22 protein-coding genes and 1 other RNA gene are annotated in these 26206 nt (G+C 65.2%); 14 read left to right on the top strand and 9 right to left on the bottom strand.

The genetic code is table 11. The features are described from left to right. Positions 1 to 72: 72 nt before the first annotated feature. Positions 73 to 1440, top strand: coding sequence for a magnesium transporter (gene mgtE, locus AC1PLU_RS21405; protein WP_481107178.1), 1368 nt, complete (start codon positions 73 to 75; stop codon positions 1438 to 1440). A 91-nt stretch (positions 1441 to 1531) separates the two neighbouring features. Here the strand turns inward: mgtE and AC1PLU_RS21400 are convergent, their stop codons facing one another. The 3 genes from AC1PLU_RS21400 to AC1PLU_RS21390 all read right to left on the bottom strand — a co-directional run bounded on the left by AC1PLU_RS21400 (position 1532) and on the right by AC1PLU_RS21390 (position 5841). Further along, entirely contained in the window at positions 1532 to 3871 is a 2340-nt protein-coding gene (locus AC1PLU_RS21400; RefSeq protein ID WP_481107177.1) for a TonB-dependent hemoglobin/transferrin/lactoferrin family receptor, read from the bottom strand. A gap of 143 nt (positions 3872 to 4014) precedes the next feature. Then, positions 4015 to 4914: an EF-hand domain-containing protein gene (locus tag AC1PLU_RS21395; protein ID WP_481107176.1), complete on the bottom strand. Its 900-nt coding sequence runs from the start codon at positions 4912 to 4914 to the stop codon at positions 4015 to 4017. A 141-nt stretch (positions 4915 to 5055) separates the two neighbouring features. Further along, positions 5056 to 5841 (bottom strand): DUF4198 domain-containing protein, encoded by a 786-nt coding sequence (locus tag AC1PLU_RS21390; protein WP_481107175.1) that lies wholly within the window; start codon positions 5839 to 5841, stop codon positions 5056 to 5058. Positions 5842 to 6044: 203 nt separating this feature from the next. On the opposite strand from AC1PLU_RS21390, the gene AC1PLU_RS21385 reads away from it, so the two are divergent. From AC1PLU_RS21385 to AC1PLU_RS21345, 9 genes are all read left to right on the top strand, one after another. After that, on the top strand, positions 6045 to 8753 hold the full coding sequence (locus tag AC1PLU_RS21385; protein ID WP_481107174.1) for a bifunctional acetate--CoA ligase family protein/GNAT family N-acetyltransferase: 2709 nt from the start codon (positions 6045 to 6047) through the stop codon (positions 8751 to 8753). A gap of 106 nt (positions 8754 to 8859) precedes the next feature. Next, the gene (locus tag AC1PLU_RS21380; protein ID WP_006449433.1) at positions 8860 to 9900 is read left to right on the top strand and encodes a DUF475 domain-containing protein; all 1041 of its coding nucleotides are present in this window, start codon (positions 8860 to 8862) and stop codon (positions 9898 to 9900) included. A gap of 1279 nt (positions 9901 to 11179) precedes the next feature. Further along, positions 11180 to 13681 carry a ribonucleoside-diphosphate reductase subunit alpha gene (locus AC1PLU_RS21375; protein WP_481094177.1) on the top strand — a complete coding sequence of 834 codons (2502 nt, stop codon included), beginning with the start codon at positions 11180 to 11182 and terminating at the stop codon, positions 13679 to 13681. 181 nt (positions 13682 to 13862) lie between these two features. Beyond that, on the top strand, positions 13863 to 14906 hold the full coding sequence (locus AC1PLU_RS21370) for a ribonucleotide-diphosphate reductase subunit beta (RefSeq protein WP_006448529.1): 1044 nt from the start codon (positions 13863 to 13865) through the stop codon (positions 14904 to 14906). Between the two features lie 201 nt (positions 14907 to 15107). Further along, positions 15108 to 15593: a flavodoxin gene (locus AC1PLU_RS21365; protein ID WP_481107173.1), complete on the top strand. Its 486-nt coding sequence runs from the start codon at positions 15108 to 15110 to the stop codon at positions 15591 to 15593. After that, on the top strand, positions 15565 to 15891 hold the full coding sequence (locus tag AC1PLU_RS21360) for a thioredoxin family protein (protein ID WP_104552093.1): 327 nt from the start codon (positions 15565 to 15567) through the stop codon (positions 15889 to 15891). The genes AC1PLU_RS21365 and AC1PLU_RS21360 overlap by 29 nt, the downstream gene beginning before the upstream one ends. A gap of 386 nt (positions 15892 to 16277) precedes the next feature. Further along, positions 16278 to 16685 carry an acyl-CoA thioesterase gene (locus AC1PLU_RS21355; protein WP_481094178.1) on the top strand — a complete coding sequence of 136 codons (408 nt, stop codon included), beginning with the start codon at positions 16278 to 16280 and terminating at the stop codon, positions 16683 to 16685. A 107-nt stretch (positions 16686 to 16792) separates the two neighbouring features. After that, the gene (locus tag AC1PLU_RS21350; RefSeq protein ID WP_481107172.1) at positions 16793 to 17452 is read left to right on the top strand and encodes a single stranded DNA-binding domain-containing protein; all 660 of its coding nucleotides are present in this window, start codon (positions 16793 to 16795) and stop codon (positions 17450 to 17452) included. A gap of 65 nt (positions 17453 to 17517) precedes the next feature. Next, a non-coding RNA gene (locus AC1PLU_RS21345) (sX9 sRNA) lies at positions 17518 to 17593 on the top strand. 66 nt (positions 17594 to 17659) lie between these two features. On the opposite strand, the gene AC1PLU_RS21340 is transcribed toward AC1PLU_RS21345, so the two are convergent. The 4 genes from AC1PLU_RS21340 to AC1PLU_RS21325 form a co-directional block, all read right to left on the bottom strand. After that, entirely contained in the window at positions 17660 to 18175 is a 516-nt protein-coding gene (locus tag AC1PLU_RS21340; RefSeq protein ID WP_043889539.1) for a hypothetical protein, read from the bottom strand. Positions 18176 to 18417: 242 nt separating this feature from the next. Continuing rightward, the gene (gene panE, locus AC1PLU_RS21335; RefSeq protein ID WP_481094180.1) at positions 18418 to 19362 is read right to left on the bottom strand and encodes a 2-dehydropantoate 2-reductase; all 945 of its coding nucleotides are present in this window, start codon (positions 19360 to 19362) and stop codon (positions 18418 to 18420) included. A 5-nt stretch (positions 19363 to 19367) separates the two neighbouring features. After that, complete coding sequence (locus AC1PLU_RS21330) at positions 19368 to 20171, bottom strand: ABC transporter permease (RefSeq protein WP_168959992.1); 804 nt, start codon at positions 20169 to 20171, stop codon at positions 19368 to 19370. Beyond that, a complete protein-coding gene (locus AC1PLU_RS21325) occupies positions 20168 to 21187 on the bottom strand; it encodes an ABC transporter ATP-binding protein (protein ID WP_238601810.1) in 1020 nt (339 codons plus the stop codon). The genes AC1PLU_RS21330 and AC1PLU_RS21325 overlap by 4 nt, the downstream gene beginning before the upstream one ends. Before the next feature lie 35 nt (positions 21188 to 21222). On the opposite strand from AC1PLU_RS21325, the gene AC1PLU_RS21320 reads away from it, so the two are divergent. Then, on the top strand, positions 21223 to 22050 hold the full coding sequence (locus AC1PLU_RS21320) for a ferredoxin--NADP reductase (protein WP_481107171.1): 828 nt from the start codon (positions 21223 to 21225) through the stop codon (positions 22048 to 22050). A gap of 89 nt (positions 22051 to 22139) precedes the next feature. Here the strand turns inward: AC1PLU_RS21320 and dmeF are convergent, their stop codons facing one another. Next, positions 22140 to 23129, bottom strand: coding sequence for a CDF family Co(II)/Ni(II) efflux transporter DmeF (dmeF, locus tag AC1PLU_RS21315; RefSeq protein ID WP_481107170.1), 990 nt, complete (start codon positions 23127 to 23129; stop codon positions 22140 to 22142). A 65-nt stretch (positions 23130 to 23194) separates the two neighbouring features. Here dmeF and AC1PLU_RS21310 point away from each other — a divergent pair, with 65 nt between their 5' ends. After that, positions 23195 to 23467 (top strand): metal/formaldehyde-sensitive transcriptional repressor, encoded by a 273-nt coding sequence (locus AC1PLU_RS21310; protein WP_104551897.1) that lies wholly within the window; start codon positions 23195 to 23197, stop codon positions 23465 to 23467. 26 nt (positions 23468 to 23493) lie between these two features. Here AC1PLU_RS21310 and AC1PLU_RS21305 read toward each other — a convergent pair whose 3' ends face one another. After that, positions 23494 to 25065 (bottom strand): GH39 family glycosyl hydrolase, encoded by a 1572-nt coding sequence (locus AC1PLU_RS21305; RefSeq protein ID WP_481107169.1) that lies wholly within the window; start codon positions 25063 to 25065, stop codon positions 23494 to 23496. 332 nt (positions 25066 to 25397) lie between these two features. On the opposite strand from AC1PLU_RS21305, the gene AC1PLU_RS21300 reads away from it, so the two are divergent. Both AC1PLU_RS21300 and AC1PLU_RS21295 read left to right on the top strand, forming a co-directional pair. After that, positions 25398 to 25985 carry a hypothetical protein gene (locus AC1PLU_RS21300; RefSeq protein ID WP_104551894.1) on the top strand — a complete coding sequence of 196 codons (588 nt, stop codon included), beginning with the start codon at positions 25398 to 25400 and terminating at the stop codon, positions 25983 to 25985. After that, a complete protein-coding gene (locus tag AC1PLU_RS21295) occupies positions 25982 to 26182 on the top strand; it encodes a helix-turn-helix transcriptional regulator (protein ID WP_481094185.1) in 201 nt (66 codons plus the stop codon). Before AC1PLU_RS21300 ends, AC1PLU_RS21295 begins: the two co-directional genes overlap by 4 nt. Positions 26183 to 26206: the final 24 nt, after the last annotated feature.

Genomic DNA, 26206 nt, shown 5'->3' with positions numbered 1-26206 from the left:
CCCAGCTGGCGCGCGCCTGAGGCTTTGGGTTCGCCGGCTGTCATCGACGACGGTCGTCACCAGGCGAACCCCATGTACAACGAAACCCTGCGCCTTGCCCAAGGCGTCAACGCCTTGATCGCACCCCTGGCCGAGCGCAACACGGCCGATGCGGTGGAATATCTCAACACCCTCGACCGCGACGATGCGGCCCAGGTGCTGGCCGCGCTGCCGCAACCGCGTGCGGTGAAACTGCTCGAACAACCCGAGCTGCACGATGCCAGTGCATTGGTGGCGCAACTGCCGGCCGAACAGGCTGCCTCCTTGCTCGGGCAAATGGCCGACGACCGCGCCACCGACATCTTCCACGGCCTGGACGCCGAGCAGCGCGCGCCGCTGCTGTGGCTGCTCAGTGCCGAGGCGCGGCTGTCGATCCAGGCCTTGATGCGCTACCCGCCCAACACCGCCGGCGCGCTGATGACCACCGAGTTCGTGGCGGTGCCGGCCGATTGGACGGTAGGCCGCACCCTGCAGCACATCCGCGAGGTGGAGCGCAGCCGCGAGACGGTCTATGCGATCTATCTGTTGGACCCGCACAGCCGCGTGCTGACCCAGGTGGTCACCATGCGCCGGCTGATCACCGGCGCAGACGACGCACCGATCCTGGACGTGGCGCAGGTCAACCCGCCGGTCACGGTGGACCCGGCGCTGGACCAGGAGGAAGTCGCACGGCTGATCCGTCGCCACGACTTGCTCGCGATCCCGGTGGTGGATGCGCACGGCCACATGCTCGGCATCGTCACCGTGGACGATGTGCTGGATGCACTGATCGCCGAATCCACCGAGGACGTGCACAAGTTCGGCGGCATGGAGGCGCTGGACAAGCCCTACATGCAGATTGGCTTTGGCCAGATGATCAAGAAGCGCGCCGGTTGGCTGAGCGTGCTGTTCCTGGGCGAAATGCTCACCGCCAGCGCGATGCAGCACTTCGAGGACGAGCTGTCCAAGGCGGTGGTGCTGACCCTGTTCATTCCGCTGATCATGAGCTCGGGCGGCAACTCCGGCTCGCAGGCCACCTCGCTGCTGATCCGCTCGCTGGCGTTGCGCGAAATCCGCCTGGGCGACTGGTGGAAAGTGGCCCTACGCGAGCTGCCCACCGGGCTGACCCTGGGCACGATCCTGGGCCTGCTGGCGATCGTGCGCATCACCATCTGGCAGACCGCCGGCCTGTACGACTATGGCCCGCACTGGCAGATGGTGGCGCTGACCATCGGCGCGGCCCTGATCGGCATCGTCACCTTCGGTTCGCTGTCCGGCTCGATGCTGCCATTCGTGCTGCAACGCTTCGGCTTCGACCCGGCCAGCGCGTCGGCCCCGTTCGTGGCTACGCTGGTGGATGTCACCGGCTTGGTGATCTATTTCAGCATCGCTGCCGCAATTCTCAGCGGCACGTTGTTGTAGCGCGGAGAGGTGATGGCCAGGCCGTATTGCTTGGTCCATTCCGCATCGCTGCACGGCAGGCCGTGCAGCGATGCGGGGCGGCAAGTGCCGGTCAGAAGTTCACGTACAACGTCGCGCGCACATTGCGGCCAGGTTCGCTGTAGCGGCCGATGCCGTCGTCGGTGGCATAGCCGTACAGATAGAAATCGCCACGGGTGACATTGCGGATGCGCGCCCATTGCGAATAGCGCTCGTCGAACAGGTTGTACACGCCCAGATTGACGCGCACATGCGCGTTGAAGCGATAGCTGCCGAACAGATCGACCACGCTGTAGGCGTCGCTGAGGAACGGCTCGGCCGGGACGCCGAAGATATCGTTCTCCACATTGACGTCCTTGGCCTTCTTGGCCAGCGCATGGGTGATGTTGGCGGTGACGCGCAGGCGCTCGTCCAACCCCTGCCAGCTGAGGCCGAGCACGCCGCGATCCGGATTGATGCTGTCCAGCGGGCGGCCGTCTTCCAGCTCGCCCTGGTTGTGGGTCCATGCCGCGCGCAGCAGCCAGGCGTCGCCGAGCTTGAATTGCGCATCCAGTTCCACGCCCTTGACCTCGACCTGGCCGACATTGAGCAGCGTGGTGTAGGCGTAGCCGTTGCGCGTGGTGCACACGCCGCGGGTACAGGTCTGGTAGAGCGTGCCGGCGTTGGCGGTGACGGTCTCGCTCTGGATGAAATCGTCGTAGCGGTCGCGGAACACCGACAGGCCCACGCGCGCCCACTCGCTCTCCCAGCGCCAGCCCAGTTCCAGATTGAGGCTGCGCTCGGCTTCTAGGTTCGGATTGGCGGCCACCGTGGGCACGTTGACGGTGTTGCCGGTGGCGACCTCAGTCAGCGCGGTGATGCTGGTGGGGGCGTACATCTCGGCGGTGGTCGGCGCCCGGAAGCCTCGCCCGGCCTGGAACCACAGCGTCTGCTGCGGGGTGACGGCGTAGCTGATGCCTGCCTGCCAGGTCGGTGCGGCGAAGGTCACCGCGCGCACCGTGCCGGTGGTATCGATGAAGGTGGGCGACAGCGTCGGTGCGTAGCGGTAATGGTCGTAGCGCGCACCCAGGGTGAGCTGCAGGCGGTCGTCGAGCAGGCCGATGCGGTCGCGCAGGTACACGCTCCAGGTGTCGGCATCGGTCTGCGGCACTTGCGCCGGGTCGACGGTGGCGGTGTCCAGCATGCCGGCGTTGTTCCAGCGGTAGTCGATCGCGCTGAAATCGATGCTGCGGCGTTGCCAGGCGGCGCCATACAGCAGTGATTGCGACCAGCCGTTGCCATGCACCAGCTTGTCGAAGTCGACCGCGATGCGGTCCAGGGTCTGCTCGGTGTCGCGGTCTTCGGCACGGCGGCAGGGCAGCGCCACCGTGCAGCGGGTGGTGGCGGCGGTGGCCGGGGTGCTCGAGCTGCCGCTCTGGGTAAGAATGCGAGTGGTGCCGCGGCTCTCGGTCTGCTGGCGGTCCAGCTGCGCCTCGAGGGTGTCGAACAGCGCGTTGTTCGCGTTCCAGATGTAGCGCAGGCCGTAGCGGTCGCGGTCGTTGCTGTCCTCGCCGATGCGCTCGGCGTAGCTGGGCGCGCTGACGCGGCTCAGGTTGTCGAGCCGGTTCTGCGAGCGGTTGCGTTCGTAGACCACGCCAAAGCGGTGCTGCGCATTCGGCACCACGTCGAGCTTGGCCAGCACGTTGTCGCTTTCGCTGTCGATCGGGTCGGGCGTGCGCCGCGCGCTGCCGGTGTCGATCTCGGTGCTGGAGTACCAGCCCTCCGATTCGTGGCCCTCGCGGCGGGTATAGGTCAGCATCGATTCGACGATGCCGGTGCGGTTGGCCACGGTGATGTTGCCGAGCAGTTGGTCGTTGTGGCCGGTGTAGCCGGTCTTCAGGCCGACATAGCTGTCGTTGCCCTGCGCCTTGAGGTAGTCGTAGGGATCCTTGGTGGTGAACACCACCGCGCCACCGAGCGCGCCGCTGCCGGCACTGATGGAATCGGCACCCTTGACGATGTCCACGCTCTTGAGCGAATCCACGTCCACGCCGCCGCGCCCGGCGCGGAAGAACTCGTAGTCGCGCGCGGTCTCCACGCCTTCGGCCATCGACAGGCCGTCGATGGTCATCGCCACGCGGTCGCCTTCCAGGCCGCGGATGTTGAAGCCGTTTTCGCCGAAGCGGCCCATGTCGGCAATGCTCACGCCGGGGATGTAGCGCACCAGGTCTTCCATGCTTTCCGCCTGTTCGTGCTGCAACTGCGCGGTGTCGAGGGTGGTGACGTTCTGGTTGGTGGAGGCACGCTTGTCGCGTGCGGCCTTCACTTCCACCGGGTCGAAGGTGGTGGCGTCGGCGGGTGCCTGTTCGGCATGCAGCGGGAAGGCCAGGCCGGCGGCGATCGCCAGGGCCAGCAGGGTCGGTGTCGAGGTCATCGTGGGATCCACAGTCAGGAAAGAGGAATGGGCGCGGTAAGGCGCGGACCTGGCTGCGGGCGGCATGGCATGGCCGCGTGGCTGGGTGGGGCCCGCCAGTGGCGGGCCGGGCGCTGCGGGCAGCGAGGCCCGCGGCGGGAAAGTCAGTCGGCGCGAGCCGGGGAGGCGGCCGGGGCAGGCGCAGTTGCAGGAGCAGGCAACGCGGCGTCGCTGGCATCGACCACGCCGTCGCGATTGCGGTCGACGCGGGCGAAGGTGCGCAGGCCCGAGGCCTGGTATTCGGCGAAGCTCATGCGCTGGTTCTTGTCGGTGTCGAGCACCTTGAAGCGCACATGCACCTGGCGGTCGTCGGCCAGTTCGAGCGCGGTGAGGCGGCGGTTGAGGCGGTCCTCGAATTCGACCCGATATTCGTCCGGCGACAGCACGCCGTTACGGTCGCCGTCGGCACCCGCGAACTGCGCCGCGCGCAGGTCTGCGTATTCCGCCTCGCCCACCTTGCTGTCGCCGTTCTCGTCGTACAGCGCGAGAAAGCCCTCGGCCGAGCCGCTGTCGGGCATGCCGGGACGGCCGCCATCGCGGTCGAAGGCGGCCGTTGTGTCGCCCGACGCAGCCTTCGCAGCGGCCGACACGGCTGCCTGTCCGCGCGCCCAGTCCTGCGCACCGGCCGCGTCGAATTCGGCACGCGAGACCTGCCCGTCGCCATCGGCATCCAATGCCGTAAAGCGTGTCTTGCCCTGCGCGGCCTGTGCGCTGCGTTCCTGCTCCAGTGCACGCTGGCGGCGCTCGCGGAACTCGCCCACGTATTCGTCCTCGTCGACCGTGCCGTCGTGGTTGCGGTCGGTGGCATCGAAGCGGCTGCGGCGAAAGTTCGCAAAATCGGCGGTGGTAATGCGGCCGTCGCGGTCGTCGTCATGCTGGGTGATGAAGGCCTGCACGTTGTTGCCGTGGCCGCCGAGCAGCGGGCGCGGCGCGGACTGGGCGAGAGCGGTAGCAGGAAGCAGCAGCGCGCACAGGCACGCGCCGGCCAGGGAGCCAGTGTTCATGGATTGCCTCTTGATGGGGAAAACGGTGCCGGGCCGTAGCGTTGGCTGGGCCTGCAGGTGGATCGCGATGCCGGGCGGAGGGACCGCGCCGGTGGAGTCATGCCGCCAGGGCAACGCAACCGCCGCAGCGGTTGCGCGGCGCTATTGTTCGAGCACCTGAAACGTCAGCGTGGTGCTGTTGCTGTACTCGCGCACCGGGGCGTCGGCCGGCGCCGGGGTGCGGTGGCGGGTCAGCGCCAACCAGGTGCCGGCGCGGTCCAGCTTCAAGGTTGCACGGCCGGCCGCGTCGGTGGTCACGCTGATCGACGTCGGCTTGCGATCGGAGGTCCACACCGCCTCGCTGATGTCCACGGTCTGCTTGGCCAGCGGCACGCCGTCGTATTGCACCGTGAAGACGAAGCTCTCGCCGACATACAGGTCGTTGGGATGCGTCACCGGCACCAGTTCCAGGCCCTGGTTGCGCGGCGCCAGCGCGCTGCGATCGGGTTTGCCGACGCTCAGATAGGTTTCCGCCAGGGTGCGCGACTGGAAGCTGGCGATCAGCGTGGCGCCCTTGGGCATGGTCACCTTCGGGTCGCGCACGGTCTCGCGCTTGCCGTCCAGTTCCCAGGTGCGGAACTGCGCGCCCACGCGCAGGCCGGTGCTGACCCGGTAGGTGCCGGGCTGCTTGCCCAGGGTGTGTTCGACGACGGTGCGGGTGTCGAGCGCCTGCACACGGAGCGGTGCGACATCGCGGCCATCGGGCCCGGTGATGCTGAAGTGGCTCTGGTCGAAGGCCGCTTCCGGGACGAAGAAGGTCTCGGCAAAGGCCGCGTCCAGGGTCACCGTCTGACCGGGCTGGGGGGCGAAGGTGTTGGGTGCCAGATAAGGCGTGTGCGCAGAGGCAGAGGCGGCAAGCAGCAGCGCCGACAAGGTCAGCAGTTTCATGGGGGGCCCTGTTCCGAATGAGTCGCTGGCGGCATGGGCGCGGGGCGGCGCTGAAAGCTGGCTGACCACGCAATATTAACGAAAATGCGAATCGTTCACAACAAGTGTGTGGACGCCGTCGCTGTCCTGCAGCCCTCGGGTCGATGACGTCGGCTTGGGCCGACGTGTACCGTGTCCGCTTCCCCCGTCGTCGTCGTTGCCCCATGAGCACCTATCACCTGCAGCAGGTCTTTCGTCCCACCACCGTGGCGGTGGTGGGCGGCAGTCCGCGCGATCGCTCGGCCGGACGCGCGGTGGTGCGCAACCTGCGCGCGGCCGGGTTTCCCGGGCAGATCGGCTGGGTGAGCCCGCGTTACAGCGAGATCGATGGTGTGCGCACGGTGGCGCGCTTGACCGATCTGGCCTGGGTGCCGGACCTGGTGGTGATCACCGCGCCGGCGCGCATCGTGCCGCGCATCGTCTCGATTGCCGCACGGCGCGGGGTGGCCGCGGCGATCATCCTGACTGCAGGTCTCGGCAGCGGCCCCGGCTCGCCGGCTGCGCGCATGGAAGCCTCGGCGCGGGCCAAGGGCATGCGCATTCTCGGCCCGCACTGCCTGGGTGTGATCGCCCCGCATGCACGGCTCAATGCCAGCATCGCCGCGCATTGCCCGCAGGCGGGCGATCTGGCGCTGATTTCCGAATCCAGCGCGATTGCCGCCGCGCTGGTGGAATGGGGCGTGGCGCGCTCGGTCGGGTTCTCGGCGGTGGTGTCGCTGGGCGATACGCTGGATGTGGACTTCGGCGATCTGCTCGACTACTTCGCCACCGACTACCGCACCCGCGCGATCCTGCTGTATGTCGAACGCATCGGCGATGCGCGCAAGTTCATGTCGGCCGCACGCGCCGCCGCGCGCGCCAAGCCGGTGGTGGTGGTCAAGTCCGGGCGCCAGTTCCGCATCAATCCCAATGCCGATACGCACGCGCAGGCGCTGGCCGGCTCGGATGCGGTGTATGGCGCCGCATTCGCGCGTGCCGGCCTGTTGCGGGTGGGCGCGCTGGACGAGCTGTTCGCCGCCGCCGAAACGCTGGGCCGGCTCGGCAGTTTTCCCGGCCGGCGCCTGGCCATTCTCAGCAATGGCGGCGGGGTGGGGCAGCTGGCGGTGGACCAACTGGTGCTGCGCGGCGGCACCCTGGCAGAGTTGTCGGCCAAGACCCTGGATCGGCTGGATCAATCGCTGCCCGAAGGCTGGTCGCGCAGCAATCCGGTCGACATCATCGTCGACGCCGATGGGCCGCGCTATGCCGCGGCGATCGAAGCGCTGCTGGACGACCCCGAGAACGACGCGCTGCTGGTGGTCAACGTGCCGACCGCCTTCACCTCCTCGGCCGATGCGGCCAAGGCGTTGACCCGCGCGCTGGACCAACGCGACCGCTATCAGCGTGAAAAGCCGGTCTTCGCGGTGTGGCTGGGCCAGGACGATGCAGCGATCGCCGCGCTCAATGCCGCGCGCGTGCCCACCTACGCCACCGAATCGGATGCGGTGCGCGGCTTCACCCACCTGGTGCGCTACCGCGAGGCGCAGGCGGCGCTGATGGAAACCCCGCCCAGCCTGCCGGAAGACTTCGTGGTAGATGCCGGCATCGCCCGCGCGGTGGTCGATGAAGCCTTGGCTGCCGGCCGCCGTTGGCTGGATCCGGTCGCCACCAACCGCTTGCTGGCCGCCTACGGCATCCCGATCGTGCCGCTGCAGGTGGCCGCCACCGCCAACGAAGCCGCATTGCTGGCCGACCCGCTGCTGGCCGTCGGCCGCACGGTGACCTTGAAGGTGTTGTCCAACGACATCGCGCACAAGTCCGATGTCGACGGCGTGCGCCTGAATCTGTCCAGCGTGGCGGCGGTACGCGAAGCGGCGGCCGGCATCCTGGCACGCGCGCGCGCCGCGCAGCCCGATGCGGTCATCGATGGGGTGATCGTGCAGCCCACCGTGCTGCGGCCCAAGGCGCGCGAACTGATCGCCGGCATTGCCGACGACCCGGTGTTCGGCCCGGCGATCGTGTTCGGCCGCGGCGGCACCGCGGTGGAAGTGATCAACGACCGCGAGCTGGCGCTGCCGCCGCTGGACCTGCGCCTGGCCCACGAGTTGATCGGGCGCACGCGGGTCTCGCGCATCCTCAAGGCCTACCGCGACGTGCCGGCGGCCGACGAGCGCGCGGTGGCGCTGGTGCTGGTCAAGCTGGCGCAGCTGGCCGCCGACATCCCCGAAATCACCGAGCTGGATATCAACCCGTTGCTGGCCGACCGCGATGGCGTGATCGCGCTGGACGCGCGCGTGGCGGTGGCGCCAGCGCGCAAGCTGCACAAGGGCCGCGGCCATCCGCGTTTTGCGATCTTTCCGTATCCGAAGGAATGGGAGCGCCAGATCGCACTCGGCGATGGCACGCATGCGCTGGTGCGCCCGGTGCGCCCGGAAGACGATGCGCTGTTCCGCGCCTTCTTCGCGCGGGTCACCGACGAAGACCTGCGGCTGCGGTTCTTCCAGTCGGTCAAGCATTTCAGCCACGAATTCATCGCCCGGCTGACCCAGCTCGATTACGCGCGCTCGATCGCACTGGTGGCCATCGATCCCAAGAGCGGCGACATGCTCGGCGCGGTGCGCCTGCATGCCGACGCCGATTACGAAGGCGGCGAGTACGGCATCCTGATCCGCTCCGACCTCAAGGGCCATGGCATCGGCTGGCAGTTGATGCGCATCATGATCGAGTACGCGCGCTGGCTGGGCCTGAAGCAGATCGAAGGCCAGGTGCTGCGAGAGAACCGCACCATGCTGGCGATGTGCCAGAGCCTGGGCTTCGGGGTACGCCCGGATCCGGACGATGCGACCCTGATGGCGGTGACACTCCCTATAATGGGCGAGCCGCGCCCGGCCTGACCCTAGCGTCACGCCGCGGTTCCCCCTCCTCACCGCATGCCGGATCTGCCGGGCCTTGCCCTGGCCCGTTGCTCCGGCTGTCGTCTCGGCCCGCCTGGGAGTGTCAATGTTTCGCGATTTCAGAATGTCGTTCTTGGTTACAGCCGTCTGCCTGGGCGTTGCTGCCTGGTGGGGCCACACCACCTCGATGGGCCTGTGGCAGGCGCTGTGGCTATGCCTGGTGCTGAGCGTGCTGGAAGTGTCGTTGTCGTTCGACAACGCAGTGGTCAACGCCGGTGTGCTCAAGCACATGAACGCGTTCTGGCAGAAGCTGTTCCTGACCGTGGGCATCCTGATCGCGGTGTTCGGCATGCGCCTGGTGTTTCCGATCGTGATCGTGTCGGTGGCCACCGGCATGGGCCTGGTGCCGGTGATGCAGATGGCGCTGAAGGAGCCGGACCGCTACAGCCAGGTGTTGACCGACAACTACCCGTCCATCGCTGCCTTCGGTGGCATGTTCCTGTTGCTGGTGTTCCTCAACTTCCTGTTCGACCAGGAGCGCAAGCTGCACTGGCTCGGGCCGGTGGAGCGGTTGGTCGGCAAGCTGGGCAAAGCCGATGCGATGTCGGTGATCGTGGCGGTGACGGTCCTGCTGTGCACCAAGCTGTTCCTGCCCGATGCGGTCTTCCAGAGCGTGCTGTTCGCCGGCCTGGGCGGCATCCTGCTGTATCTGCTGGTGGGCAGCGTGGATGCCTTGTTCGAGTCTGAAGAGAGCGAAGATGGCATGGGCCCGGCCAAGCGCTCGGGCATCGCCGCGTTCCTGTACCTGGAAGTGCTGGACGCTTCGTTCTCGTTCGATGGGGTGATCGGTGCGTTCGCGATCACCCGCGATGTGGTCATCATCATGCTGGGTCTGGCGATCGGCGCGATGTTCGTGCGCTCGATGACGGTTTATCTGGTGCACAAGGGCACGTTGGACGAATTCGTGTTCCTGGAGCACGGCGCGCATTACGCCATCGGCGTGCTGGCGATCATCATGCTGGTCGGCACCGTGTACCACGTGCCGGAAGTGCTGACCGGCCTGATCGGGGTGGCCTTCATCGCCGCCTCGGTGTGGTCGTCGATCCGCTACCGCAAGCGCCACCACGTCGGCCCGACCGAGATCTGATGCCGCTCACGGGCCGCGCTCAGGGCTTAACGCTGTCACTTGAGAGCGGCCTGACAGCGCCTTTGCGGCTATCGGACGGGTGCTGCTGAAGGACCCGGCGCTGCTAGATCTGTGGCTTGGCTGCAGGGTCCTTGCCCGCCCACCGTCGTGGGACACGCCGCAAGTACGTCCGTGTAGGCTCTTACGCGGCATCCATGCCGCGTAAGGTCCCGCGACGTTGGGCGGGCAAGGACCAGTCAAGTTGATCGGTGTGCGCGGTTTTCGATAAAGCAACCGACTAACTTTCTGGTGCAGTGTCCTCGCTGCGCTCTTGATGCTGTGAGTTTGCTGCAGGGCCCTTGCCCGCCCACCCTCGCGGGACACGCCGCAAGTACGTCCATGTAGGCTCTTACGCGGCATCCATGCCGCGTAAGGTCCCGCGATGGTGAGCGGGCAAGGACCAGTCGAGTTGATCGGTGTGCATAGCTTTCAATAAAACAGTCAGCAAACTGTCTAGTGCGGTGTCCTCACCGCTTGCGGGACCGTGTGGCGGCATGGATGCCGCCACCGAGCCCCCAGGGATGGGTTCACGGCGTGTCCCGCGAGCGGTGAGGGCACCGCGCCCTCAACCTGGATTCGGCAGTGGCGAGTTCCTCCCGTCGCTGGGGTCAGACCAGGCGCGCCAAGCGTGCGGTGCCGCCTGAGGCAGTCACGGCCAACTGTGACCGGCTTCAGTATCGATGGGTGTCGCAGCCAACCCAACCGGACCCAACTGATCGACAGAATTGCCGGTTGGGGCCTTGACTGCGCAGCCAAATTGGCGGGTTCCGGGGTCGGCATCGACCGTTCGTCAGACAGTGCTTTGTGCCGCAAGGGTTTTCGGGGTTTTCCCACATTTGGTGTTGACCCCTCCGGGTGACCCCACTATCTTGGGGGAGTTGGTGGTTGGTCGCCCCAAGGCGTCCGGACCAGTGAGAGCATGATTTGCAGCAGGTTGCCAATCAAAAGCCTCTCCGCGGCGGCAGCAACGAACGATCACAGCCATCCGGGCGTCGCCTGGAGCAGGCGGCGTGGTCTCGTTGCGCCGCTGTTGTTTCGCCACCGACCACTGCGCGACAGCACACCGCGCGGTGGCGGCCGTGGAATCTCCGGTAAGGAGATGGCTGGTGGTGTCGATGCCGCCGCAGACCTTGGGTCTTGCGTGCTGGTCGTCGCCCACCGTCATCGCTGTCCAGGGAGTCCGGAGAATCGGTCGCAGCCCGTCCCCAGCCGGGTTCGTGTGCCTACGCATGGAGGACGCATGACCACCAACGACACCCTTGCCGCGATCGCCGCCGGTACCTTAGCCACCACCCCCAGCGTTCCGGCCAGTGTCGGTGCACCTGGTTGCGGCGCGCCTGAATTGACCGACCCGTCGGATGTTGTGCCGCCCCCCCGCCAAGCCATTGCAATGCACGCACAGACCATCGAAGAACAAACCGTCTCTACCTGGATCACCAAGGAAGCCGGCAACCGCAAGATTCCGTTCGAGCCGGAGCGCCTGGAGCGCGCCATCGACCAGATCCATGCCGAATTCCCGCAGCTGGACGTGGCCGACTACAAGCGTTCGGTGTTCGGCTTTGTCGACCGCAAGGACAGCGTCAACGCCGACGATCTGGTCGACCACCTGATCCGCGAGGCCGAGGCCCGCGTCGATCTGACCACCCCGGAATGGGAGCATTTCGCTGCGCGTCTGTACCTGCGCCGCCTGTACAAGCGCGCCAGCCGCAACCGTTTCTACGACGCCAGCCAGAAGTACGGCTCGTTCGTCGGTTTGCAGGAAAGCCTGGCCGACCGCAATGTCTATTCCAACGACATCCTGCGCCGCTACTCCAAGGACGAGCTGATCGAAGCCGGCAAGATGATCGAGCCGGAGCGCGACAAGCTGTTCGCTTACAACGGCCTGTACCTGCTGGCCACCCGTTACCTGGCCACCGACAATTCGCGCGGCGTGTTCGAGCTGCCGCAGGAGCGTTGGCTGACGATTGCGCTGTACCTGATGCAGGACGAGATCGGCACCGGCAAGGGCAGCCGCGAGCGCCGCATGCAGCTGGTGGGCGAGGCCTACTGGGCGCTGTCCAACCTGTACATGACCGTGGCCACGCCCACGCTGGCCAATGCCGGCAAGGTCGGCGGCCAGCTGTCGAGCTGCTTTATCGACACCGTCGACGACAGCCTGCAGGGCATCTACGACTCCAACACCGACGTGGCGCGCGTGTCCAAGCACGGCGGCGGCGTCGGTGCGTACCTGGGCTATGTGCGTTCGTCCGGTTCGGCGATCCGCGGCGTGTCCAATTCGTCCGGCGGCGTGGTGCCGTGGATCAAGCAGCTCAACAACACCGCGGTGTCGGTGGACCAGCTGGGCCAGCGCAAGGGCGCCATCGCGGTCTATCTGGACATCTTCCACCGCGACATCGAGTCGTTCCTGGATCTGCGCCTGAACAACGGCGACCAGCGTCTGCGCGCGCACGACGTGTTCACCTCGGTGTGCATCCCCGACCTGTTCATGGAAGCGGTCGAGCGTCGCGGCGACTGGTACCTGTTCGATCCGCACGAAGTGAAGCGCATCAAGGGCTGGTATCTGCAGGACTTCTACGACGAGAAGAAGGGCGACGCCAACAGCAGCTTCCGTCGCAAGTACGAAGAAGTCGTCGCCGACGAGCGCATCACGCGCAAGACCGTCAAGGCGATCGAAATCTTCAAGCGCATCATGGTCAGCCAGCTGGAAACCGGCAATCCGTTCATGTTCTATCGCGATGAAGTCAATCGCAAGAATCCGAACAAGCACGAGGGCATGGTCTATTCGTCCAACCTGTGCACCGAGATCCTGCAGAACATGAGCCCCACGCGGATGATGCAGGAGATCATCAGCGGCAATCAGATCGTCACCACCAAGAAGGCGGGCGACTTCGTCGTGTGCAACCTGTCCTCGATCAACCTGGGCCGCGCGATCATCGCGCAGGACGACCAGGCCGATCTGCTGGGCGCCGATGTGCTGGAGCGCTTGATCCCGATCCAGGTACGCATGCTCGACAACGTGATCGATCTGAATCAGCTGCCGGTGCCGCAGGCCACCATCACCAACCAGAAGTACCGCGCGATCGGTCTGGGCACCTTCGGCTGGCACCATCTGCTGGCGCAGAAGTCCATCCATTGGAACGCCAAGGAAGCCGAGGATTACAGCGACGAGCTGTACGAGCGCATCAACTATCTGACCGTCCAGGCGAGCATGGAGCTGGCCAAGGAAAAGGGCACCTACAGCGTGTTCCGCGGCAGCGACTGGCACACCGGCGAGTACTTCCGTGCGCGCGACTACAACAGCCCGCAGTGGCTGGAGCTGTCCGCGCAGGTGGCCGTCAATGGCGTGCGCAATGCCTGGATGCTGGCGGTTGCGCCGAACATGAGCACCGCGCAGATCGCCGGTTCCACCGCCTCGATCGACCCGATCTACAGCGCGTTCTACTACGAAGAAAAGAAGGACTTCCGTCGTCCGGTCGCCGCGCCCGGCCTGTCGCTGGAAACCTGGCCGTACTACGAAAAGGGCGCCTACAAGGTCGACCAGTTCGCCAGCGTGCGCCAGAACGCGCGTCGCCAGCGCCACATCGACCAGTCGATCAGCTTCAACTTCTACGTGCCCAGCACCATCCGTGCGAGCACGTTGCTGGATCTGCACATGACCGCCTGGCGCGAAGGCTTGAAGACCACGTACTACGTGCGCTCCAACGATATCGACATCAGCGAATGCGAGTGGTGTTCGAGCTAAAGCGCATTCGCGCTTCAGCTCCCCATGGTTCGCCTTGCGAACCATGGGCCCCGGCTCATCAGCTTCCACACCCCGCGCCTTCGGCGCGCCCCCTCACTCAGGGGGCTTTCCTCCAGCACGATTTGTTGTCGCCGCCCAGCTGTACACGTGGACGGCGCCCGGAACACGAGTAGAGACCCACATGTCCGCAACACCGCTTGAGCGCATCAAGATCCTGGAGCCGCGTCACCCCAACCGCTCCACCGCCATCATCAATGGCCAGACCTCCGGCATCCTCAACTGGAACGACATCCCGTACCCGTCCTTCTATCGGGCCTACAAAGAGCTGTCGACCAACTTCTGGATCCCCGACGAGGTGGACATGAAGGGCGACGCGCGCCAGTACAACGAGCTGTCGGCGCGCGAGAAGAATGCCTACGATTCGATCATCGGCCTGCTGGCTACGCTGGATTCGCCGCAGACGCGCTTCATCTACAACGTTGCCGAATACATCACCGACCCGGCCGCGCATGCCAATGCCGCGATCATCGGCCAGCAGGAAGTGATCCATAACGAGAGCTACAGCTACGTGCTGGCCTCGATCACCGGCCTGGCCGATCAGAACCGCGTGTTCGAGCTCGCCCGCACGCACCCGACCATCATCAAGCGCAACGCGCCGATCATGGGCGCCTACGACGACTTCCTGCGCGACAAGACCGCCGAAACGCTGATCCGCGCGCTGATCCAGTCCTCGATCCTGGAAGGCATCAACTTCTATTCCGGCTTTGCGTATTTCTACAATCTGGTCCGCCAGAACCGCATGACCGGCACCGGCAAGATCATCAGCTTCATCAACCGCGATGAGCTGGCGCATTCCAAGTTCATCAGCGAGCTGATTCGCGCCATCATCGGCGAGAACCAGGCGCTGCAGGGCGACCAGCTCACCGACTACGTGCACAAGGCCTTCGAGCACGCGATCGACCTGGAAACGGTGTGGACGGCCGAAGTGCTGGACGGCATCGACGGCATCGACGTGGACGAGATGATCCGCTACGTGAAGTACCGCGCCAACAAGATGGCCGGCATGCTCGGCATCGAGAAGCTGTACGAAGGCGCCAACGACAACGTGATGCCGTGGATCAAGGCCTACGCCGACAACTTCACCGAGACCAAGACCGACTTCTTCGAAATGCGGAATGCCTCGTACAAGAAGACCAATTCGGATAACGGCTTCGACGATCTGTGAGGAGCCGGGATTAGGCATTCGGGATTTGGGATTCGTCGCAGCAGCATTGATGCGCTTTACGAATCATCAGGATCCGGGATTGGAGATTGGGCGGACGGGATTCGCAGCAGCAACTTGATGTGCTTTGACGAATCCCCAACTCCGACTCTCCAATCCCTGCTTTCAACGAATCCCTAATCACGACTCCCGAATCTCCGCCCCATGAACATCCTGCTCGCACTCGCCTCGTTGAGCGGCAACACGCGTGATGTTGCGCGCAGTGTGTCCTTGCACTGCGAAGCGGCCGGTCATGCGGTGACCTGGGTGGAAACCGATGTGCAGACGCTGGCGCAAGTGCCGCACGCGCCCGGCCAATACGAACTGGTTCTGCTCGGCAGCTGGACCGACAACGGTGGCCGTACACCGGCAGAGATGAAACGCTTCATCGTCGAGCTGGTCGAAACGCTGGGCAAGCCACCGCAGGTGGCGGTGTTCGGCACCGGCGAAACGCAGTGGGGCGAAGACTATTTCTGCGGCGCGGTGCACCGTATGGCACAGTTCTTCGCCAGCCCGTTTCCACGTTTGACCATCGAACAGATGCCCCACGGCGTGCGCGATGCGCAGGCCATCGCTACCTGGACCGATGCGGTCCTGGCCCAATGCAAGAATCAATTCCATGATGCAGACCATTACCGTCACCTCGCCTGAGCACTACACCGCCGCCTTGGCTGCGCATCCACGCGCGCTGGTGGATTTCTACAAGGACAACTGCCCGGGCTGCCGCATGCTCGATATGTCGCTGGACAAGTTCGCCGTCAGCGCTGCGGCCGACGGTGTGGCCTTGTTGAAAGTGAAGCTGGAAGTGGTGGGCGAAGAATTTTTCCGCGACCTCGGCCTGCGCCAGACGCCGACGCTGGCGCTGTATCGCGATGGCAGCGAAGTGGCGCGCCTGCCGGGCTTCCAGTCGCCGGCGCAGGTGGAAACCGCGGTCAAGAGCAGCCTCTGAGTCGTCGATGTAACCTATCTTCGATGCGCGTCATCGAAGATCTCGGTACACGCCGCCGTATCGACAAGCGAACGATGACGTGAACTCAGCGCTCTCGTAGGAGCGGCCCCGGCCGCGACCGCATTCCCGATAAAAAACATATCGCGCGCAACGCAGTGCGCGGGCATGCGCCACGCAGACTGCCAGCCATCGACCAATGCAGTTGAGCCAGCAGCATTTCCTCCAACGCGTATCTGCGCCAGCGTAGGCACGACGGACAGCGACACAGCAGCGGCGCTGCGTTCCGGCGGACGCCGCTGCGGCCTGAAGGCATCTCCGGCGCGCGTTCGGCTGTTGCAATCGCTTTGGCACGCAATGGCCGCACATCCCCCTCTTTGGAAACCCGCATGTCAGACAGCCCGCAGACGCCTCCCCCGACCGAAGTGCGCATGGTCGAGATCGTATTCCCCAACCACACCAACCACATGGGCACGTTGTTCGGCGGCCAGGCATTGGCGTGGATGGACAAGGCCGCGTTTCTGGCAGCCTCGCGCTATGCGCGGCGTGCGGTGGTGACCGCGCGTTCGGATCAGGTGGATTTCAAATTGCCGATCCGGCAGGGCCAGATGGTGGAAACCATCGCGCGCGTGGTGTCGGTGGGGCGCAGCTCGATCAAGGTGGAAGTGGAGCTGATCGCCGAGGATCTGCTCAGCGGCGCGCGCGAGCTGTGCACGCGCGGCCACTTCGTGATGATTGCGCTCGGCGCCGATGGCAAGCCGACCACGGTGACGCCGTTGCCCGCACCGCAGGCCTGAACCGCTTGCGGTAGGCGGCAGTGGTGCGCGCGGTAGACTCGGTCTCTTTACTCACAGGAAGTCATGCGATGCGAAGGATCCGCGCACCGCGCTGGATGGCGGTGCTGATGATGACCGCGCTGCTCGGCGCGTGCCGCGCGCCGCTGCCGGCCCAGAGTGACAAGGCCGTTGCGCCGATGGATCCGGATCGCGTGCTGATCGGTCGCATCCAGGGCAGCGCCGACATCAGTCCGCTGCTTGGGAAAAAAGTGGCCATTGAAGGCATCGTGACCCGCAGCCTGGCGGGCGATAGCGACGAGATGGGCCAGGAGCTTGCCGAAACCCTGGGCAATGGCCATCGCGGCAAGGTGGTGGGCTGGTTTGTACAGGACGAAGGCGATGGCGTGGATGCGACCTCCGACGCCGTGTTCGTGCTCGATCAGGGCTATGACACCGGAATCGGTGTACCCGGTGAGAGCGAGTACACGATGCGGATGGGCACGCGCGTACGCACGGGCGACCGGATCAAGGTGCGTGGTGTGGTCGCCGAGGTCGGGCAGGACATCGCGGCCGACCAGCCGCGCAGCAGTGGGCATCAGGTCGGTCGCGGCGACCCGGCGGGCAGCATCACCACGATCGAGGCCGGCTGGATCACCCTGCTGTCGCGCCGTGAGCGCCGGCCGGCGATCGCGTTGGTCGACACGGATCCGGAGCGCAGCGCGGAAGAATCCGCCGAGGCGATGCGTCTACGTGCTCCAGGGTCAGCGGCTGCCATTGCACGACCCTGAGTAAGAGCGGCTATCAAAACTACTGCGCGACAACCAGGCGGGCTAGGCCGGTGCTCGGAATCGGCATGTACCACCCGTACACTCCGGTTCCTCCGCGCCGTCCGCATCCATCTGACGACCACTCGCTACGCTTTGTTAGCCACTGAAAAATAATGACGGCTCTGTCGACCGCTATAGCGCAACGCCATGCGGCCGCGCGCGAAGTGCTTACTCCTCGACTTCGCGGTCCTCGCGCTTGGTTTCTTCCATCGCCTCGGGCTCCAGCTCTTCGGCGCTGCGGTTGAGTTTGACGAATACGCCCCAGGCGATCAGCAGCAGCGCCGCGCACAGGCCAACCGCCGCCGCATACGGCAGCTTGGCCGGGTCGTCGTGCATCAGCTCGAAGATGGACACCAGGGTTTCGATCGCCAGCGCAATCACGATCACCACGAAAAAGCGCGACAGATAGCGCCGCACCCGTGTGGGGCCGCTGACTTTGACATCGCGCAGGATTTCTTCTTCGAAGATGGTCTGGCCCAGTTCCAGCGTGACCAGCGCCACGGTGAGCAGGCCGATCGCCTCCAGCACCACGTTGAAGCGATCGCGCACCACCATGTCGCCGCCGGGGGTAAACCCGTGCCACAGCTCCAGCCCGGCCATCGCCACCAGACCCGCCGCGCACAGCACGAAAAACGCCAGGATCACGAAGTGACCGGCACGGAACAGGTGGCTGAGCAGTTTCATGGCGAGCACGACGGGCGAGGGGATGCAGAGCATCGTGTGCAACGCGTCGTTGCAGCGCGAAGGCAGTGGCAATGCCGATTTCTATCGCGCGCGGCGCGCGGCATCGCATGACATGCAGCGATACGCCGTGCCACCTCGACGTATCGACATCAACCCTTCCCCCAACGGGTGAAGGTGCCCGCAGGGCGGATGGGGGTACGGTTTACACGCAGCCCAACAACCGCCCGCACACCCCAACAGCATCAGCTATGCCGCAACACCTGATACGCCTGCAGATGCACATTCGCCGCCATCAGCAGCGGCGCGTTGCGTCCGGTTTCGCGCACGCGCTTCAGCATGTCGCCAACGATCTGCGCCGCTTCCACGTCCTGGCCGGCTTCCAGATCGCGCAGCATCGAGGCCTTGAGCGGCGAATCCACCTGCAACAAGGTCTGCAGCGCCTTGGCGCGCGCAGCTTCCGGAATCGGCTGCCCGGCCGCATCGGCGGCCCACAGGCATTCGTTGTACAAGCCGTTGATCAACGCGCGGCCATCGTCGGTGGCCACGATCGCACCGACCGGCGCACGCATCAGGCAGGTGGCCGCCGCCAGTGCGGTGAGGAAGCTGTACTTGATCCACTGCTCCTGCGCGATCTGCTCGCTGGCCACATGGGTGATGCCTGCCTGCGCGCATACCGCAGCAAACGCCTGCACCCGCGCTGAGCTGGCACTGCCACTGCGCTCACCGAAGGTCATCGCCGCCGGCTTGCCCAGGTGCAGAATCTCGCCGTGCTCGCCCTTGGTCGCACTGATGAAGCACAGCCCGCCCAACACCCGCGCTGCACCGAAGCGCTCGTCCAGCGCTGCGTAGTGCCGCAGACCGTTGAGGATCGGCAGCACCGTGGTGTGCTCGCCCACCGCCGGCGCAATCGCCTCGATCGCGCTGTCCAAGTCGTAGGCCTTGCAGCTGAGGATCACCAGATCGAACGGCCGCTGCGCCACCAGCGCCGGCAGGTCCTGCGCGGTGACATGCACCACCGGCAGATCCGCATCACCGAGCGGGCTGCGGATGCGCAGGCCATCGGCCTGCAACTGCGCCGCACGCGCATCGCGCACCAGGAAGGTGACATCGACCCCGGCCTGCGCCAGACGTCCACCAAAATAACCGCCGGTGCCGCCGGCGCCGAGGATGAGGATATGCATCGCCATCGTCATCAGCTCCGCAAGCCCACACCACGGCGCAGCAACCACAGCGCCAGTGCGCTGAGCACCGCGACAAAGCCCAGCATCAGCGCGTAGGCCACCCAGATCGGCACGTCCGAGCTGCCGAGCAGGCCGTAACGGAAGGCGTTGACCATGTAGAAGATCGGGTTGGCGTGGGTGGCCGCTTCGGCCCACGGTGGCAGCAACTTCACCGAATAGAACACGCCGCCCAGATAGGTCAGCGGGGTCAGGATGAAGGTGGGCACGATCGCCACGTCGTCGAACTTCTTGGCGTACACCGCGTTGACGAAGCCGGCCAGCGAAAAGATGATCGCGCCCAGCACCACCGTGCTCAGCGTCACCAGCGGATGCGGGATGCGTACGGGGGTGAAGAACATCGCGATGATCAGCACCAGCGCGCCGACCATCACCCCGCGCAGCACCGCGCCGGAGACGTAGCCCCACAGGATCACCCAGTTGGGCATCGGGCTCACCAGCAGCTCTTCCACATGGCGGCCGAACTTGGCGCCGAAGAAGCTCGATGAGATGTTGCCGTAGCTGTTCTGGATCACGCTCATCATCACCAGGCCCGGCACGATGAACTGCATGTACGTATAGCCGCCCATGTCGCCCACGCGCGAGCCGATCAGCCCGCCGAAGATCAAGAAGTACAGCGTCATGGTGATGGCCGGCGGCACCAGGGTCTGGCCCCAGATGCGCAGGATGCGCTGCACTTCGCGACGCACGATGGTGCCCAGCGCAATCCAGTTGCGGCGTGCGTTGGTGGGTTCGGTCACGGTGCGGATCTCGTTCATGGCTGGCCTCCGCTGCGCGGCTGCGCTGGCGGTGTGCCGTTGGGAATGGGCGTCGCGGGTGCGGCGGCGTCTGGCGCCGGCGCATCACCGGTCAAGCGCACGAACAGCTCTTCCAGCCGATTGCTCTTGGTGCGCATCGAGCGCACCCGGATGCCGGCACTGCCGAGCGTGGCGAACACGCGGTTGAGGTCCATCGCGCGCGGCATGTCCAGGTCCAGCGTGTGGCCGTCGATGGCGGTGAGCGTAGTGCCTTCGATCACCGGCAATTCGGCCGGCAGATCACCGTCGATATCGAACAAAAAGCCTTCCACATCGAGCTTGGCCAGCAGCTCGCGCATCGGGCCCTGGGTGACGATCTGGCCATGATTGATGATGGCCAGGTTGCGGCACAGGTGCTCGGCTTCTTCCAGATAATGCGTGGTCAGGATGATGGTGGTGCCGGCGGCGTTGATCTCTTTGAGCACGCGCCACATGTCGCGGCGGATCTCGATGTCCACGCCGGCGGTGGGCTCGTCCAGGATCAGCAGCCGCGGCTGGGTCATCATGGCGCGGGCGATCATCAGCCGGCGCTTCATGCCGCCGGACAGCGTGCGGCTCATCACCTGGGCCTTTTCCCATAGGTGCGAGCGGCGCAGCTCCGCTTCGGCCAGCCGCTCGGCCTCGGCACGCGGCATGCCGTAGAAACCGGCGTAGTTGACCAGGATGTCGAAGGGTTTTTCGAACAGGTTGAAGTTGACCTCCTGCGGCACCAGGCCGATCAGCCGCATCGCATCGCTGCGGTGCTGGACCAGGTCGGTGCCGAACACTTCCACCTGGCCTGCGGACAGATTCACCAGCGAGCTGATGATGCCAATCAGGGTGGATTTGCCGGCGCCATTGGGGCCGAGCAGGGCGAAGAAATCACCTGGCGCCACGTCCAGCGAGACGCCTTTGAGCGCCTGGGTGCCGTTGTCGTAGGTCTTGCGCAGATCGCACACACGCAGCGCGGGTGCGGTGATCGGAGATGGAGAATTCAAGATGTTCCTTCGCGTCAGCGTGACGGCGCAGCGAGTTGCAGGCCGTTATTATAGAAGCCCGCGGGGGCAAGCCCCGATCACAGACTGTCCTAAATACGTTCGTGCCCGTTCAATTCCCCCTCAAGCTTGTCGACCGGCGCATGATTGCGCCCACCGTGGCCCACTGCCAGTTCCTGCGTGACGACGGGCAGCCGCTGGATTTCCAGCCCGGGCAGTTCATCCAGATCCATTTCAGCGGCGCCGATGGCACGCCGACCAAGCGCAGCTATTCGCTGGCGACCATCCACGACCACGCGTTCGGACCGGGCGAGGCGGTGGATATCGCGGTGAGCTTCGTGCCCGGCGGCTCGGCCACTGCGCTGTTCGAAGGCCTGCAGATCGGCGACCAGTTGCAGGCCAGCGGGCCGTACGGCCGCTTCTGCCTGCCGCCGGGCGACCACAACCGGCGCTATGTGCTGATCGCCACCGGTACCGGGGTCACCCCGTACCGCTCGATGCTGCCGTTGCTGGCCGAGGCGATCGCCAGCCGTGGCGTGCAGGTGGTGCTGCTGCAGGGCGCGCGCACCCCGGTCGAATTGCTGTACGGCGACGACTTCCGTGCGTTTGCCGATGCGCACCCGCAGTTCCGCTACGTGCCGTGTTTCTCGCGCGAGCTGCCCGAGCAGCCGCATGCCGATGTGCGGCATGGCTACGTGCAGCAGCAGCTGGCGGAGTTCGCGCCCGATGCGCAAGGCGACATCGCCTACCTGTGCGGCAACCCGGACATGGTGGACAGCTGCATCGAAGCCTTGAAGGCAGCCGGCCTGCCGAACGCGCAGATTCGCCGCGAGAAATACGTCAGCCCGGCGCCTTCGAAGACCTGAGCAACCAGGTCCGCAGCGCAGCGATAGCGCCGGCAGCTGCATGCACGCTGTGCCGCATGCAACGTGCATGCGGTTGCGCATAGGCGGTGCTACGCCCGCGCTGCGTGCAGTGCCGGGCGCTGCAACTCGACGGTGATATGCACCAGTTCTTCGTGAATCTGCAGCGCCTCGCGAACCAGCTTCGCATCGATATCTGCCGCGGTGATCAGACTGACCACGCAAGCATAGCGATCGCTGCCGACGCGCCAGACATGCAGGTCGCCGATCTCGATCGCATGCGGCAGCTCGGCGATGACCTGCTTCACTTCTTCCACCACCGGGGCATCCATCTCCGCATCCAGCAGCACGCGGCCGGTACTGCGCAGCAGTCCCCACGCCCAGACGGTGACCAGCACCGCGCCGACGATGCCCATGATCGGATCCAGCCAGGTCACGCCCCAATGCATGCCGGCGACCAGCGCGACAATCGCCAAGACCGAAGTCGCCGCGTCGGCGACCACGTGCAGATATGCCGCCCTCAGATTGAGATCGGCGTGACCGTCGTGGTGACCATGACCATGACCGTCATGCGCGTGTTCATGGCCGTGCCCATGGTGATGGCCGTGGTCATGACCATGGCCATGCGAATCGCGTAACCACCAGGCGCAGATCAGGTTGACCAGCAGTCCGATGACCGCAATGACCGTGGCTTCCTGATACTGGATCGGCTTGGGCGAAAACAAACGCTCCACCGATTGAAATGCCATCAGGCCGGCAACGCCCAACAGCAGCATCGCACTGGTGTAGCCACCCAGCACTTCGACCTTCCAGGTGCCGAAGGTGAAACGCACATCGTTGGCGTTGCGCCGCGCGAAGCGGTAGGCGAACAACGCAAGCCCCAGGGCGAGCGCGTGCGAGCTCATATGCCAGCCATCGGCGAGCAAGGCCATGGAGTTGAGTGTCCAGCCGCCGACGATTTCCACCACCATCATGACCACGGTCAGGATGACGGCCTTGCGGGTGCTGTGTTCGGCCAGCGGGTTGGTGCTGGCAAAGGTGTGCGACTGCGCGCAGTGCGGCGCGGCGTGCGTGATCGACATCGGAAGGGGCTCTGGCTACGATACCCCCCTATGGTATCTCGGATACCCCCAGGGGGTATATGGCAATGGCACATCTGAATCAGGACAAATCCAAACTGCTCGCGCGCGTGCGCAGGATCCGCGGGCAGGTGGAGGGGCTGGAAAAAGCCCTGGCGCAGGACGTGGACTGCACTGCGTTGTTGACGCAGGTGGCGGCGTTCCGCGGCGCGGCGCAGGGGCTGATGGTCGAGTTGCTCAGCGAGCACCTCAAGCATCACGTGGCGGCACCGGATGCGCTGGGTGACCGCGAGCTGGCGGTGGAAGACATCACCGCCATCCTCAAGACCTATCTGAAGTAAGAACGCTCAGCAGTGGTTGCCGGTCCTCAGCGCGGAGACGGTTCCAACGTCATCAGCACCACATCGTTGCTGCGCATCGGCACGCGGATCTCCACCACGCCATCGGCGCCGACGCGCACGCGGCGGTCCTGTTCGGGCGTATCGCGCGTGGCCTGCTGCAGCTGGGTCAGCTGACGCGGCGCCAGGTCCTTGGGCATGCCCATGTCGATGTACAGCGACAACGGGTCGTTGCGCCGGTAGCCGGTCTTGCGCACCTGCAGCTGATACGTGCCGGCCGGCACCTGCGTCAGCCGGAACAGCACTGGCGCGCTCTCGGTGCTGGGCACCTGTCTGGTATAGAACGGCGTATTGCTCACCGCCTGCACCGGCTGCTGCCAATCCCATGCCAACGCGGCGATGCGTTGGCCATCCACCGCCGCAAATGCGTGTGCGTCGCGCAGCGGAATGTCGCGGCCTTTGAGTGCGTTCAAGTACTTGTAGGCAAACCAGGCCGGCTTGCGGATGCCTTCGCGATTCATCAGCCCGAAGCCACCGTGGAAGGGCGTGGGCGGCGGGCCGGGCTCTTCGAACAGATCGGTATAGGTCCAGTAACTCATGCCCTGCACCAGGCCTTGCACCTGTTTGAGCTTGGTCAGGATGTAGGGCGCGCTGATGTAACTTTCGTGGACGAAATCGCGCGGCGTGTAGCTGCTGCTCCACTCGGTGAAATACAGCGGCAGATCCGGGAACGGCGAGGCCTGGATCTGCGCGCGCACCCGTCGCACATCGCCAACGATGGCATCCGGCGATGCGGACAACTTGGTGTCCTGCTTGCCGTCTTCATCGAGAAACCCGCCATCCACGCCGTAGGTGTGCGTGCTGACAAAATCGATCGGCAGTTTGTTGTGTGCCACATAGGCCAACAGTTCCGGCACCCATGCCGCACCGGCCGTGGACGGACCACCGACCCGCAGTTGCGGGTCGATCGCCTTGATCGTGCGTGCGGTGTTCGCGTACAGAGCGAAGTAGGCCTGCTGGTCGGCGTTCTCCCAGAAATCCTTGAGGTTGGGCTCGTTCCACACCTCGAAATACCATTGCCGCACTTCGTCGGCACCGTAGCGCGCGCGGATGTGGCGCACGTAGGCATCGATCAGCTGCGTCCACTTGGCCGGATCCGGATGCGAGGTGTTGCCCTTCCAGTAGAAGAGCGTCTGCTCGGAGGTTTTCATCGCGCTCGGGGTAAAGCCCAATTCCACGAACGGACGAATGCGCTTGGCCAGCAGCGCGTCGTAGAGCTGATCCAGCTTGGTCCAGTCGTAGACGAGTTTTCCGTCGACTTCTTTCACCGTGCCGAGCACGTCATGGAAGACATCGTGGAAGCGGATGTAGCGAAAGCCCAACTCCTGCACGGCAGGAACCAGGTGTGCCTGGGTGTCGCTGCGGATCAAGGTGCCGGGGAAGTCCGAGCCAATCGACAGAGCGTAGAAACGGTCGACCGGCCCGCTGGCGGCAGCCAGATCCACCTGGATCGTGCGCGGCGCAGGTGCGATTTCTTGCGCCACTGCCGAGGTCGCCATGCAGCCACTCAATGCGATTGCCAACAAGATCTTCAGACGCATCATCGCTCCCACCAATAGTTGATCAGGGAGCGTAACCCAGCTCCGGTGCAGCGCTGCAGAAGGGATGTGGATGCATCTCCTCTCGCCGTGGTTGAATCGGCAAACACACGGCAGCCCGCGCGTCGCCGGACGTGTAAAGGGTGCTTGACAGTTGGCCACGTCAAGAGCATCGTGCCTGTCAAGTTGACTTGACAGGTGAAAGGGATGCATCAGCAGCATTGGCAATCGGATTGCACACAGGGCTGGCCGGCGCAGCGGTTGATGCGCGGCAGTGCCGAGATGGGGAGCGTTGGCCTGCCATCGAGCGCAACAGCGCAGAAGAGGCGCAGCTCATGACCAGCTACAACCGCAACGCGCTGGTCGCGCTCTGCCTGGGGTTGGGCTTGCTCGCAGTGGGTGCGCTTGGCCATTGGCGGCTGTTGCCACTGAGCGCTTACCTTGCCGGGTTGTGTGCAGGTGCGGGCGTGTCGTGCCTGTTGCTGGCGCTGCTGTTTTGGCTGTCGCGCGGCAGCATGCGCGACAGCACGCGTCCCGCATTGGCGCGGCGTTATCAGCGCGAATTCGGCGTGCCGATGATGTTGTACGTGGTGGTGATGCTGGTCTGGAAATACCTGCTGGCCCACGTGGACCCGAACTGGGCGCGCGTGCTGATCGCGTTGTTGCCCGCAGTGTTGGTGGCGTTGGTGATCCGCGCGGTGGCGCGCTACGTGCGCGACTCGGACGAGATGCAGCGACGGATCGAACTGGAGTCGATCGCCATTGCCGCCGGCCTGGTCAGCGGCGCGTATATGACCGGTGGGTTTCTGCAGGCCGCCGAGCTGATCGACATCCCCGCAACGGTGGCGATGCTGTGGGTGTTTCCGCTGTTGTGCGGAATTTACGGCATCACCAAAAGCATCAACGCACGTCGCTTTCAATGAACAGCCGCGTACGCGAATTGCGCGAGGCCAGCGGTTGGTCGCAAGGCGAATTGGGAGAGCGGCTGGGCGTGTCGCGGCAGACCATCAATGCGCTGGAGACCGGCAAGTACGATCCCAGTTTGCCGTTGGCGTTTCGCATCGCGCGTTTGTTCGGGAAATCGATTGAGCACGTGTTTCTGTTTGAAGACGGGCAGTAGTCGCAACGGTCACACCCGACCGGC

It is taken from the genome of Xanthomonas sp. NCPPB 2933 (genome assembly GCF_056725225.1).
The sequence above is the reverse complement of the archived record's forward strand: the minus strand, read 5'-3'. Positions and strand labels throughout refer to the sequence as shown.